The sequence below is a fragment of the Salmonella sp. 32020114201800008SM genome (assembly GCF_017572025.1).
Classification (GTDB): domain Bacteria; phylum Pseudomonadota; class Gammaproteobacteria; order Enterobacterales; family Enterobacteriaceae; genus Salmonella; species Salmonella enterica.
This window is the reverse complement of record NZ_JAGEQM010000006.1, coordinates 114,198-127,649: the sequence shown is the minus strand read 5'-3', so window position 1 is coordinate 127,649 and position 13,452 is coordinate 114,198. Positions and strand designations below refer to the sequence as shown.

Below are 13,452 nucleotides of genomic sequence, written 5' to 3'. Positions count from 1 at the left end.
TACATCACACGATAGTCATCGATTGTAATTATTAAACAAAAGTAACATTTGATTTAAGTCAATTATTACCTTTCTCCTGCAGCCTTTATTCGCCTTTTTATTCTTTGTTATCATTAATTTATTATTAATGTAAATACTAAAATTATCTTCCATAACAATATAAGATAAATCAACTGACGCAATTTTACATTAAGAGGAATTGACCATCGGTTCGCAGTATGCCTTAATGTAGAGTGAACGCAGGCTTGTTACGTTCTTCGCCTTGATAATACCCTTGAAGAACCCAGCCTGATCCCGCCCATACCGCTGGGCCAACGTTAAGGAACCCTTTGTGAGTCAGGCCAACAGTATGCGAAAACGACATCGATTTAACACTCGCATGACCCGTATCGTACTGCTTATCAGTTTTCTCTTCTTCTTTGGACGTTTCGTCTACTCTTCTATCGGCGCCTGGCAGCACCATCAGGATAAAAAAGAAGCGCAACAATCATCGCTTTCTGTCACCACGCCGGGACAACGTTAAGCTGTTATCCGTTAAAAAGCCCGCGCAAGAAAAAGAAGCTTTAGCGTTAACGCAAAAAGACAACCCACTCAATGGGTTCAGGCCATGATCAGACGCTTAAAGAGCAACCGCGGGATATCCTGCCTGGGTGATAAGATCACATGCGCGGTTACTAAGATTCCCTCGGCCGAATACAAAACCCGATAGCCTTCAGCGTGGTTAAACTCCCGGTAGCTGGCACAAGTTCAGGGCAAATCTGGCATCCCAGCGGGCACTGACGTACGGTACTCTCAAACTGTGTAAGTATCTCTGCGATAGCCGGATGCCGCTCAACCTCAACGCACTTCAGGAAACCCGCTATTGTGTCGATGCAGTGCTTTACCGTAAACGTATACTCAAAGGTCACCTGCGGTTCCGCCCTATCCGCCAGAATCAATGCGAAGATAACCACCGTGGAAGGAGAATAAGGTGACCAGTCCCATACGTCAGGATTTGTTTTGTAAAGAGCCACGAGGGATCAGATCACCAACGTTGACAGGCAAAACCATCAACTCATTACAGCTAAGCTCAACGAATAATTTAGGTCGTTTCGTTGGTCGTAATGTACCCTGGCTCGATTGAGTTATGACATTCACTACGATTTATGATATCCAGCGTGATATTAAAGATACATTTAATCGTGTGGCGGTTCCTAAAGATCACATTCAGTGGACGTACTTCTAATGAGAGATATTGAGAAAGAAATTATCGATTTTATCGATCAGGAATATAACACTAAAAAGTACTTTCTCTGTGGGCCAAAGCGAACCATCACGCTTGATACCAGTATTAGGGATGATCTAAAACTCGTTTTTGAAGATAGTGAAGAACTTCTACAAGAGTACTTCGAGCGTTGGAATATAGATTCAGAAGGATTTGACATACTCAACTATCTGAACCCAGAGTACTTTGGAAGTAAAGAGCCTGATCCGCGTAAGCCACTAACAGTTGGTATGCTCGTTGAAAGTGCTAAAGCTGGACGTTGGTTATATAGTTGAAGAATAAAGTTACTATATTTTAAATACCCCTTATTTGGGCTGAATCGCCACGAATAACCTGGACACTTCTGAGTCGTTGGTAGATCTTTTTCTTTATCCGTTCACGCTTCAGTAGCTGGAAAAAGCTTTCTGCAACCGCATTGTCATGACAGTTGCCACGACGGCTCATACTGACCTCCAGTCCGTGCGATTTCAGCCATTCATAGCGGGTGTACTGACTATCCTGATCAGACTGAACCAGCACCTGTTTTTGGGGATGACGTCGCCACACGGCCATCAGAAGCGCATTCAGGACAATGTCTTTTGTCATTCGTGGTTGCATTGACCAACCGATAACTTTGCGCGAGAACAAATCAACGACCACGGCAAGATACAGCCAACCTTCGTGGGTTCATGATTACGTCAAATTTGCCGCCAGAAGCTGTGCACTACACAGAAAACTCATCTATGCACATAAATAAAAACCCTCTGCAAAAACAGAGGGTTAAATTCACTTTTACCTGTTCATGAAAACACAGGAAGGATTATCGGCTTATTCCCACTCAATGGTAGCTGGTGGTTTACCGCTGATGTCATACACCACACGGGAAATCCCGTTGACTTCATTGATGATGCGGTTGGAAACACGACCCAGGAAGTCATACGGCAGGTGCGCCCAGTGCGCGGTCATAAAGTCGATGGTTTCGACGGCACGCAGGGAGACCACCCAATCGTACTTACGACCATCGCCCATGACGCCAACGGAGCGTACTGGCAGGAAGACGGTGAACGCCTGGCTGACTTTGTCGTACAGATCCGCTTTGCGCAGCTCTTCAATGAAGATAGCGTCCGCGCGACGCAGCAGGTCGCAGTACTCTTTCTTCACTTCGCCCAGTACGCGTACGCCGAGGCCCGGCCCCGGGAACGGGTGACGGTACAGCATGTCGTACGGCAGGCCCAGCTCCAGACCAATCTTACGTACTTCGTCTTTGAACAGCTCTTTCAGCGGTTCAACCAGCCCCATCTTCATCTCTTTCGGCAGGCCGCCGACATTGTGGTGAGATTTGATGACGTGCGCTTTACCGGTTGCAGACGCCGCAGATTCGATAACGTCAGGGTAGATGGTGCCCTGCGCCAGCCATTTCACGTCTTCCAGTTTGAGCGCTTCTTCGTCGAACACTTCAACGAAAACGCGACCGATGATCTTACGCTTGGCTTCCGGATCGTTTTCGCCAGCCAGCGCTGACAGGAAACGATCTTCTGCCGGTACGTGAACAATGTTCAGACCAAAATGGTCGCCAAACATGTCCATCACCTGCTCGGCTTCGTTGAGACGCAGCAGGCCGTTGTCGACGAATACACAGGTCAGATTTTTACCGATCGCGCGGTGCAGCAACATTGCGGTTACGGAAGAATCCACGCCGCCGGAGAGACCGAGGATCACTTTGTCGTCGCCCACCTGCTCGCGAATGCGCGCCACGGCGTCGTCGATGATCTTCGCCGGCGTCCACAGGGCTTCACACTGGCAGATATCACGCACAAAACGCTCCAGCATGCGCATACCCTGGCGGGTGTGGGTCACTTCCGGGTGGAACTGTACGCCGTAGAAGCGTTTTTCTTCGTTGGCCATAATGGCGAACGGGCAGCTCTCGGTGCTGGCGACGGTCACGAAGTCGGACGGAATCGCCGTCACTTTATCGCCGTGGCTCATCCACACGTCCAGCAGCGGTTTGCCGTCTGCGGTCAGGGAATCTTCAATACCGCGAACCAGCGCGCTGTCGGTCAATACTTCGACCTGCGCGTAACCAAATTCACGCTCATTAGAACCTTCTACATGACCGCCAAGCTGCATCGCCATGGTCTGCATCCCGTAGCAGACGCCAAATACCGGCACGCCTGCTTCAAAGACATACTGCGGCGCGCGCGGGCTGTTTTCTTCGGTGGTGCTTTCCGGGCCGCCGGAAAGAATAATGCCGCTTGGGTTGAAGTCACGAATTTGTGCTTCTGTCACATCCCACGCCCACAGTTCACAGTAAACACCCAGCTCACGCACGCGGCGCGCAACCAGTTGAGTGTACTGAGAACCGAAGTCCAGAATGAGGATGCGATGCTTATGAATGTTTTCCGTCATTGACGCTTATTCCGAGGCAAGTGAAACAGATTAAATAAATCGCCCGACGCGAAGGTCGGGCGAAGAAAATCAGGAGCCCAGACGGTAGTTCGGGGACTCTTTGGTGATGGTCACGTCGTGAACGTGGCTTTCCTGAATGCCCGCACCGCTGATACGCACAAACTCCGCTTTAGTACGCAGTTCGTCGATGGTAGCACAACCGGTCAGCCCCATACAGGAGCGCAGGCCGCCCATCTGCTGGTGAATGATCTCTTTCAGGCGACCTTTATAGGCTACGCGGCCTTCGATACCTTCCGGCACCAGTTTGTCGGCGGCGTTGTCGCTCTGGAAGTAACGGTCGGAGGAACCTTTGGACATCGCGCCCAGCGAGCCCATGCCGCGGTAAGATTTGTACGAACGGCCCTGGTAGAGTTCGATTTCGCCCGGGGATTCTTCGGTACCGGCCAGCATAGAGCCCACCATTACCGCGCTCGCGCCTGCGGCGATGGCTTTGGCGATGTCGCCGGAGAAACGGATACCGCCGTCAGCGATAACCGGAATCCCGGTGCCTTCCAGCGCTTCAACTGCGTCAGAAACAGCGGTGATCTGCGGAACGCCCACGCCAGTCACGATACGAGTGGTACAGATGGAACCCGGGCCAATACCGACTTTCACCGCGCTGCAACCGGCTTCCGCCAGTGCGCGAGCGCCTGCGCCCGTCGCGACGTTGCCGCCGATGATTTGCAGGTCAGGATATTTAGCACGGGTTTCACGGATACGTTGCAACACGCCTTCTGAATGACCGTGAGAGGAGTCGATCAGCAGTACGTCAACGCCTGCCGCCACCAGCGCGTCAACGCGCTCTTCGTTGCCCGCGCCTGCGCCGACCGCCGCGCCGACACGTAAACGGCCCTGCTCATCTTTGCAGGAGTTTGGTTTACGTTCCGCTTTCTGGAAATCTTTTACGGTAATCATGCCAAGCAGATGGAAGTTATCATCAACGACCAGCGCTTTTTCTACGCGTTTTTCGTGCATTTTTGCCAGCACGACTTCACGGGCTTCGCCTTCACGAACGGTCACCAGACGCTCTTTCGGCGTCATGTAGACACTCACCGGCTGGTTCAGGTCAGTCACAAAACGCACGTCACGACCGGTGATGATACCCACCAGCTCGTTATCTTCAGTCACCACCGGATAGCCCGCAAAACCGTTACGCTCGGTCAGGGCTTTCACTTCATGCAACGTGGTGGTTGGCAGGACGGTCTGCGGGTCGGTCACTACGCCGGACTCGTGTTTCTTCACGCGGCGAACTTCTTCCGCCTGGCGCTCAATGGACATGTTTTTGTGGATAAAACCAATGCCGCCTTCCTGGGCCAGGGCAATTGCCAGGCGCGCTTCCGTCACGGTGTCCATCGCCGCAGAAAGCATAGGAATATTCAGACGAATAGTTTTCGTCAACTGCGTGCTGAGATCGGCAGTATTCGGCAAAACGGTGGAGTGAGCGGGAACAAGGAGGACGTCGTCAAACGTCAGGGCTTCTTTAGCGATACGTAGCATGGGCAATATCTCACCTGGGAGGTTAATAAATATTGCCGCGGCATTATACAGAACGTAATCGGTTGCATCTACATTTTTTTGCAAATAGTGCTTGCGATCCCCCGTGAGCAGGTTACTATCGATTGAATAACCTGCTGATTTAGAATTTGATCCCGCTCACATGTTATCCTCTCAAACTTCCTCAATTTTTACCGTAAGCCGCCTTAACCAGACGGTTCGTCTGCTGTTAGAACAGGAGATGGGACAGGTATGGATCAGCGGCGAGATTTCTAATTTCACGCAGCCTGCGTCGGGCCACTGGTACTTTACGCTCAAAGACGATACCGCTCAGGTGCGCTGTGCGATGTTCCGTAACAGCAACCGCCGGGTGACGTTCCGTCCGCAGCACGGGCAGCAGGTGCTGGTACGCGCCAACATTACGCTGTACGAGCCGCGCGGCGATTATCAAATCATCGCCGAAAGTATGCAGCCGGCTGGCGAAGGCTTGTTGCAGCAGAAATATGAGCAGCTAAAAGCCAAACTCCAGGCCGAAGGCTTGTTCGATCAGCAGCATAAACAGCCGTTGCCCTCCCCGGCCCACTGCGTGGGGGTGATCACCTCGAAAACCGGCGCGGCGCTGCACGATATTCTCCATGTGCTGAAGCGTCGTGACCCATCCCTGCCCGTTATTATCTATCCAACCGCGGTACAGGGCGACGACGCGCCGGGGCAGATCGTTCGTGCTATCGAACTGGCGAACGCGCGGGGCGAGTGTGATGTACTGATCATCGGGCGCGGCGGCGGTTCGCTGGAAGATTTGTGGAGTTTTAACGACGAACGCGTGGCGCGGGCGATTTTTGCAAGCCGCATTCCGGTGGTCAGCGCCGTCGGTCACGAAACGGACGTCACGATAGCTGATTTTGTCGCCGACCTGCGCGCGCCTACGCCATCAGCAGCGGCAGAAATTGTCAGCCGTAACCAGCAGGAGTTGTTGCGTCAGATCCAGTCCGCCCAGCAGCGTCTGGGCATGGCGATGGACTACTACCTCGCCAATCGCAGCCGCCGTTTCACGCAGATTTTTCACCGTCTGCAACAGCAACATCCGCAACTGCGTCTGGCCCGTCAGCAAACCGCGCTGGAACGTCTACGCCAACGGATGGGATTTGCGCTTGAGGCCAGGATTAAGCAGGCCAATCAACGCCAACAGCGCGTAAGTCAACGCCTGAGCCAGCAAAATCCGCAGCCGCGCATTCACCGCGCGCAGTCGCGCATCCAACAGCTGGAATATCGTCTGACGGAGAATATCCGCTCACGGTTAAGCGAACAGCGCGAGCGTTTTGGCAACGCGGTCACGCATCTGGAAGCGGTCAGCCCGTTAGCCACGCTGGCGCGCGGCTATACGGTTTCGACGACAACGGACGGCAAGGTGCTGAAAAAGATCAAACAGGTCAAAGCAGGCGATATCATGACCACGAGACTGGAGGACGGCTGGCTTGAAAGTGAAGTCAAATCCGTCACGCCGGGCACGTAATCCAACACTCCCCCACCCTTTGCAGCGCGATGTTGGGTTTCGACTTCGCCTCAGCCAACCTACGCGCCACGTCGGATAAGGTGTAGCCATAATCTGACGATCAACCGGTTTGTCATTCGCCTCAAAACCGGGCAGGGAACACCCGCCCGGTTTTGTCTAACTTACCAGTTATAGCGCAGATTGAGGCTACCGTTCAGATCGCCAAAGTCATTGCTGCCAGTCTGCCCGGCAACCTGAGCGCGAACGCTCCACTGCTTATCGATATCTGCCTGCAGACCCACTTTCAGCTCCGCACGGTTAGCCGGAAGATCCTGTTTCACCGTAGCATCATCAAACGATACCGACACATCATCGCTGGTGTGCAGCCAGTTAGCTTCAGCAAACGGCTGGATAACCGTACGGCTGCCTTTGTACAGCTTGCCGTCAACACGCAGACCCAGACGCGTTGTCCAACTGTCGCCATCCTGACCATCGATCCGGGTGCCGTAGTTATCCTTCACGCTATCCGCTGAGTAATTCTGCCAGACAACCTGCGCCTGCGGCGTCAGACTGACAGTATTACCGTTGCTAAGCGCAATATCGTAGCGATAACCGGTTTCCAGCGAGACGGCGTTAGCGGTTGAATCGTAAGATTCAGATCCCGCATCACCGCTCTCTACGCTGTTGTTGTAGAAACCGTATTGATACCAGCTATCGACATACGCGCCGCTATGCGTTTGGGCATCGGCAAACCAGGTGGCATAGACGCCGAGGTTGTAGCCGTCTACGTTGCCGCTACTGGTGAACTGGCTACCGTCCGCGCCACGGTTACCGGTGCTGTCGGTGTCGGCGTTGATGTAGCTCGCCATGACGCCAACGGTAACGCTCTGCTGGCCGTTGCCCCAGGCCAGAATGTCGCCGCCTAACTGGAACTGGGAGTAGTTGCTGTCCATATCGATATTGCCGCTGACAGCCTCTGATTCTGCTTTACCCGCTTTGAAGCGCGCCCATACGCTGCCATCTGCGTTACGATACTGGCTGCCCTCGCGGTCATAGAGGGTCTGCATTTGCAGGTTGCGCGCCATCCACTGGTTGCCCATGTACGCGCCGATATCCGCACGGTACTGTGGTGCGACATCGCCGCCATCGTCCGGAGGCGTGACATTACCGCCATCGCCGCCATCGTCCGGAGGCGTGACATTACCGCCATCGTCACCGCCATCCGAAGGCGTGACATCACTGTCATCACCACCGCTGTCGTCATCATCAGACTGTGCTTTTGACGCCAGATACCAGTCGTTGTCACTTTCATTCCAGTACAGACGGTAGGTATACAGACTGGCGTTAACTTCATTTTTTAACACAAACGCATCGCTGGTCGATACGCCGCCAACATCCACCACTTCAATACCGTTAGTGGTCTGTGCTCCATCGCCGATGCCGTTGATGTACAGATCGGTGGTGCCGGAGGCATCGCCGGTAATCACCAGCTTATCGGTCGCCGAATCATCGTCGCCCAGGACGGTATTCAGATAAAGCGAGCCGCCGTTGCCGGTGTAATTGCCATCAACATAAAGCGTATTGCCCGGCGTGCTGGAGGTGCTGCCGCTGGCGATCGTCCCCATGTTGACCAGATCGCCATTGAGGGTGAAGATAGCGCCTGTCTCCTCGCTGTCGCCGAAGACCAGCGTCCCTTCATTGGTCACCTTACCGTTAACGGTCGTACCATTGCTGCCGCCGAAGGTCGCCCCAGAAGCGACGTTCACCGCCTGCTGGCTGCCCACTTCGCCAATCGTACCGTCTCCGGCCAGCCACAGCGTGCCTTCCTGTACGTTAGTATCGCCGGTGTAGGTGTTCACGCCGCTCAGCGTCAGTTTACCCGCGCCCAGTTTGGTCAACGTTTTACCATCCCAGTCGCCGTTGCCGGTTTTATCGCCCAGTACGCTGGTGACTTCAAAGCTATCGCCTGCGCCCAGAGTGAAGGTGCCGTGTGCTGGCGTCGCTGACGTGGCGGTCGCATTCCAGCTCAGCCCTTCGGTAAGCAGATATTCTGACGCATCTTCAGGATTGATTGTCCCGGTTACGGTCAGATAGTCCGGCTTGTCAGTGAGGTTCATCGTCAGGCTGGTAAAGTCGCCGCTGATATCGCTGGTCATATCCATCAGTTTAAAGGACTGGAACTCCGCGTCGGAGGCGCGCGCTTGCAGGCTGGCGTCGCTGACGACCAAATCGCCGCCAAGCGTGGCGCTGCTGCCGGTAATCAGCGGTTGCACTGAGTCACTATTCAGCTCAACGTTCAGCGTACTGCCATCTTGCTGAATTAACGCGCTGTCGCCGAGATCCAACGAGGTGCCGAGCGCCAGTTGGGTCGTCGCGCCGCTATGAGTGGTGATGCCGCCCACCGCGCTGACTTCACCGTCTGCGTCCAGCACCAGCGTGGCATTATTGTCTACCAGACCGGTGCCCAGCGCCGTCGTACTGGCGGCGACCAGCGTACCTTCATTGATGGTGGTGCCGCCGCTGTAGTCGTTGTCGCCAGAGAGGAGCAGCGTGCCTGCGCCTTCTTTGGTCAGCGATTTACCGTCCCATCTGCTACCCGGATCCAGCGTATCGTCAACGTCTGTCAGTGTAGCCGCAACGTTAAAGCTGCCGTCAGGGTCGCTCAGGGTAAAGGTGCCGTGGGCGTCGGTAGTGGCGTTGTCTCTGTCCGCATACCAGGAGAGGGAGGCCGTCAGATCATAGTGGGTGTTGTCTGCTTCATCGACTTTTCCGTCGATAGTCAGGAAGTCAACATCTTCGCGGTTCATCCCTGCAATGGTCAGATCGTCGAAATCGCTCGTAATGGCGCTGTCGCTGTCAATCAGCGTATAGGTGTATGCCTCAGGCGTCCAGCTGTCTGTAACGCTGCCGATGCCGGTAACATTCAGAGTGCCGCCCAGCGTGACGCTGTCGGCGGTAATCACGGCGTCGTCGGTGGCCGCGCCGAGGTCAATACTTAGCGTACTGCCGTCTTCCTGGGTGAGCTGGCCCGCGTCAAGGGTGCTGCCCGCCGCCAGCGCGGTCGTGGCGCCGGTATGGGTGGTGATGTTCGCAAGCTCAAATGTGCCGTTGGCGTCCAGCATCAGCGTACCGCTGTTGTCGATATTGCCGCTGCCCAGCGCGTTGACGTTGGCGGCAATCAGCGTGCCGTCAGTGATAGTGGTGGCGCCGGAATAGCTGTTGTCGCCGCTTAACGTCAGCTCGCCCGTACCGGTTTTCACCAGCGAACCGCTGCCGGAAAGCGTATTTTCCAGCTCGCCCTCGCCGACCTGAAGCACACCGCTGTTGGCAACAGCTCCGGTACCCAGCGAATCCGCATGGTCAGCCGTCAGCGTACCGCCGATAATGGTGGTGCCGCCGGAGTAACTGTTATCGCCGCTTAGCGTCAGCTCGCCTGTGCCGGTTTTGACCAGCGAGCCGCTGCCGGAAAGCGTATTTTTCAGCTCGCCCTCGCCGACCTTAAGCACGCCGCTGTTGGCAATAGCCCCGGTCCCCAGCGAATCTGCATGGTCAGCCGTCAGCGTGCCGCCAGTAATGGTGGTGCCGCCGGAATAGCTGTTATCGCCGCCTAACGTCAGCTCGCCCGTACCGGTTTTCACCAGCGAGCCGCTGCCGGAAAGCGTATTTTCCAGCTCGCCCTCGCCGACCTGAAGCACGCCGCTGTTAGCAACAGCGCCAGTGCCCAGCGAATCTGCATGGTCAGCCGTCAGCGTACCGTCGGAAATAGTGGTGCCGCCGGAGTAATCGTTGCCGCCGCTTAACGTCAGCTCGCCGGTACCGGTTTTCACCAGCGAACCGCTGCCGGAAAGCGTATTTTCCAGATCGCCTTCGCCCACCTTAAGCACGCCGCTGTTGTCGATATCGCCGCTGCCCAGCGAATCCGCATGGTCAGCCGTCAGCGTACCGCCGGTAATGGTGGTGCCGCCGCTGTAAGTGTTATCGCCGGTCACGATCAGCTCATCGCTACCGCTTTTGACAATTTGGCCCTCGCCGGTCACGTTGTTATCCAGCGTGCCCTGGCTCAGCGCAAGCGTTGCGTTTTCTGCAATCGTCACATCGCCAGTGCCGAGCGAGGCGGCGTCTTTGGCGGCCAGAATGCCGCCGTCAATTTCAGTATCGCCGTAGTCGTTGCCGGTGTTGCTGAGGATCAGCGTGCCGTCGCCTTGTTTGGTTAGCTTGCTGCCGTTCCAGTTGGAGGTCGCCGTGGTTTCGTCCAGTTCGCTGGTGACGGTAAAGGTACTGCCTGCATCAACGGTAAAAGTGCCATGCGCAGCGCGCGCAGAATTTGCGCCCGCGTACCAACTCAAGCCCGTAGACAACTCGTAGTTGGTATTATCATCCGCATCAACGCCCGCGTTGATCGTCAGATAATCCGGCATAGCGGAGGTGTCAGCATCCAGTGTTACGCTGTCAAAATCGGTAGTGATTGCGCTTTGTGAATCAATCAGCGTGATCGATCCAAAGTGTTCGTCGGTTTCGGGCGCGACAAAGGTGGCCGTTGAGCTAAGGTTCAGCGTCCCGTCCAGCGTGACGTTGGCGGCTTTGATAATTGGCGCGCTGTTGGCGGTATCCAGCGTCGCGTTTATCTGGCTGTTATCCTGTAAGGTCAGGGTATTGTCCACCGTCAGCAGCATACCTGTCGAACCGCTCGCGTTGCCCAGCGTAATATCGCCGTCGTTGGTCAGATTGCCGACGGTTGACGGGTCGGTCATGTTCCACTGGCTGGTGTCGTCGAGCGACAGCGTAGTAAACATCGCATCTACACTACCGGTTAACGTGGACCCCTGGCTTAAAGAGAGCGATGACGATGACATGTCACTCTGAGCAACGTCACCGATCAATGTCGTATTGTTGGCCTGAATTACCGCCTTGCTGCCAAGCTTGATCACTTCCGGCGCTTCAAATGTGCTGTCGGTCAGCACGATAGGAGCGTTAATCGTCGTGCCAGTGTCCACATGCAGCGCAATCGTGTCTGAATTAACCTGTGCTTTGTTGACCGTCAGCGCGTTGAGATCCTCATACCCGTCGAGTTTTCTTTTGCTGGTTATAAAGATACCGTCGCCGTCGGCGTTGATGGTGGCGCCGTCGATCCTGGCGTCCGACGCCAGAATATACACGCCCGTACCGGCAGAGGTAATGTTGCCGCCTGTAATATCCAGGGTAGTGGCGTTATTGGCCTGTACCGCCGCGCCGCTGGCATTGGTATGTGTTATGGTCGCGTTGGTGAGATTAAGAGCGGCCTTATTGGTACCCTGGATGGTGCTCATCGTACCTGCAGAGCTGACCGAGCTATCAGAGAGGTTCAGGGTGGAACCCTCGTCTGTCGCGGTGTTTCCGGCAACAACGTTTATCTGGCCTTGCGCCAGGGTGATTGTGCTACCGTCCAGCACGTTCAGCGTACTGCCTTGTTGCACCTGCGCGCTGCTGCTGTTAGCTGCCTCAACGATGGTACCGTCCAGCGTTGCTTCTGAACCCGTATACAACGTCATTACGCCGAAATTGCCGTCAATCGTTAGCGTACTGTCTGTTAACGTCAGTTTGCTGCCATCCGCTGCGGAAATACCCTGGGTATAAATACCCGTAGTGGTTATCTTCGCGTCGGTAAGCTCAAGGATAGCGTAATGATCCAGCGAAATGGCGTTGGAAACATACTTACCGCCATCCGGATCATCAGCCCCGCCTCCGCTTGTTTCAATGACGAGCCCAGTCCCTGTGACCGTGGTGGGCTGCCAGCCGACGGTGGCGACACCCGAGACATATAGCGCCGCGCCTTCATCGGTGCCCGAATAGCTCATCGGCGGCGTTGACGCATCCAGAACGTGGGGCTGCGCATCAGCATATGATACCTGATTATCGGCCATAGCCAGCGGGCTGAAAAATCCGAGTGCCGCAGCCACGGCGCAAGCCAGCGCCGCGCGCGTTGCTTTTATTATTTGTCCATATTCGGACTTTTGGTTTGGAGAATGGATTTCACTCGCGCATACTTGCGCTTTAACTTTGCTGTGGCCTCGCGCCAATTCTGAAGCCACGACATACATATTTCGCACGGCGCTCCAGACAATACTGTAAGTCCTGTTCAATTTTTAAATTTCCCTTTAATAACGTTCACGAAGCAAACTGGATTTTGATTGGGCTACAAATAGCCTTTAAATGCTACATTATCAATGAGTTAAATAATAAATAACAAAAATACAGCTCTATGAATGGTTGCAATCACCTGAAACAATATATTATCCAAGCCAAATTATTAACTAATTTCAAGGCTTATTTCAATGCCAGGTCAATTTCTGGTTGATTTATAATTGATATAAATAAATTCATCCATTTAATAAATATTTATGTCGTGAATAACATTTAATAACTTCATATATTAAAATAAATAAATGCGTGAAACAAAAAGGTGTGATTATCATGCGACACCTGGCGTTATTTTAAATATACTCGTCATACTTCAAGTTGCATGTGCTGCGGCTGCGTTCCCTCACCCCAGTCACTTACTTTAGTAAGCTCCCGGGGATTCGCTCGCTTGCCGCCTTCCTGCAACTCGAATTATTTAGAGTATATACGTAGCGCCAGATGCCGGGTTACAGAAGGGAAACGGCGCTTTTACACACGCGTGGCAAACGGTGGTGACGCCAATTAGCAGAACATATACTTTTCAATGAATGCTACTTTCACTTTTTCATGAAGCTCAATTGAATGTGAAAAGCAGATTATTTTCGTGCCAGACGCATAATAC

General features: G+C 54.1%; 7 protein-coding genes and 3 pseudogenes. 4 read left to right on the top strand and 6 right to left on the bottom strand.

Translation table 11 applies throughout. The features are described 5' to 3' along the window. Nucleotides 1–15: 15 nt before the first annotated feature. The gene (locus J4613_RS16580) at nt 16–153 is read right to left on the bottom strand and encodes a hypothetical protein (RefSeq protein ID WP_001540598.1); all 138 of its coding nucleotides are present in this window, start codon (nt 151–153) and stop codon (nt 16–18) included. Between the two features lie 178 nt (nt 154–331). Here J4613_RS16580 and J4613_RS16575 point away from each other — a divergent pair, with 178 nt between their 5' ends. Then, nucleotides 332–523: a YfgG family protein gene (locus J4613_RS16575; RefSeq protein WP_000075924.1), complete on the top strand. Its 192-nt coding sequence runs from the start codon at nt 332–334 to the stop codon at nt 521–523. A 77-nt stretch (nt 524–600) separates the two neighbouring features. On the opposite strand, the pseudogene J4613_RS22735 reads toward J4613_RS16575, so the two are convergent. Further along, a pseudogene (locus tag J4613_RS22735) lies at nt 601–744 on the bottom strand (hypothetical protein); the annotation flags it as partial. A 265-nt stretch (nt 745–1,009) separates the two neighbouring features. Here J4613_RS22735 and J4613_RS22880 point away from each other — a divergent pair. Beyond that, nucleotides 1,010–1,225: pseudogene (locus J4613_RS22880) on the top strand (hypothetical protein); the annotation flags it as partial. Then, nucleotides 1,210–1,539 (top strand): DUF1493 family protein, encoded by a 330-nt coding sequence (locus tag J4613_RS16565; protein ID WP_001619362.1) that lies wholly within the window; start codon nt 1,210–1,212, stop codon nt 1,537–1,539. The pseudogene J4613_RS22880 and the gene J4613_RS16565, both read left to right, overlap by 16 nt. 79 nt (nt 1,540–1,618) lie before the next feature. Here J4613_RS16565 and J4613_RS16560 read toward each other — a convergent pair. The 3 genes and pseudogenes from J4613_RS16560 to guaB form a co-directional block, all read right to left on the bottom strand. After that, nucleotides 1,619–1,948 (bottom strand): annotated as a pseudogene (locus J4613_RS16560) (DDE-type integrase/transposase/recombinase); the annotation flags it as partial. 123 nt (nt 1,949–2,071) lie between these two features. Continuing rightward, on the bottom strand, nt 2,072–3,649 hold the full coding sequence (gene guaA / locus J4613_RS16555) for a glutamine-hydrolyzing GMP synthase (RefSeq protein WP_000138293.1): 1,578 nt from the start codon (nt 3,647–3,649) through the stop codon (nt 2,072–2,074). Between the two features lie 69 nt (nt 3,650–3,718). After that, nucleotides 3,719–5,185 (bottom strand): IMP dehydrogenase, encoded by a 1,467-nt coding sequence (gene guaB / locus J4613_RS16550; protein WP_000944174.1) that lies wholly within the window; start codon nt 5,183–5,185, stop codon nt 3,719–3,721. A gap of 160 nt (nt 5,186–5,345) precedes the next feature. On the opposite strand from guaB, the gene xseA reads away from it, so the two are divergent. Continuing rightward, nucleotides 5,346–6,695 (top strand): exodeoxyribonuclease VII large subunit, encoded by a 1,350-nt coding sequence (gene xseA / locus J4613_RS16545; protein WP_000953162.1) that lies wholly within the window; start codon nt 5,346–5,348, stop codon nt 6,693–6,695. Between the two features lie 161 nt (nt 6,696–6,856). Here the strand turns inward: xseA and shdA are convergent, their stop codons facing one another. Beyond that, nucleotides 6,857–12,793: a fibronectin-binding autotransporter adhesin ShdA gene (shdA, locus tag J4613_RS16540; protein WP_111742268.1), complete on the bottom strand. Its 5,937-nt coding sequence runs from the start codon at nt 12,791–12,793 to the stop codon at nt 6,857–6,859. Between the last annotated feature and the right edge of the window lie 659 nt (nt 12,794–13,452).

Excerpts from the sequence above, each read along its gene's own strand:
- guaB (WP_000944174.1), bottom strand. The coding sequence starts at position 5,185 with ATGCTACGTATCGCTAAAGAAGCCCTGACGTTTGACGACGTCCTCCTT.
- xseA (WP_000953162.1), top strand. The coding sequence starts at position 5,346 with ATGTTATCCTCTCAAACTTCCTCAATTTTTACCGTAAGCCGCCTTAAC.
- guaA (WP_000138293.1), bottom strand. The coding sequence starts at position 3,649 with ATGACGGAAAACATTCATAAGCATCGCATCCTCATTCTGGACTTCGGT.
- J4613_RS16580 (WP_001540598.1), bottom strand. The coding sequence starts at position 153 with ATGGAAGATAATTTTAGTATTTACATTAATAATAAATTAATGATAACA.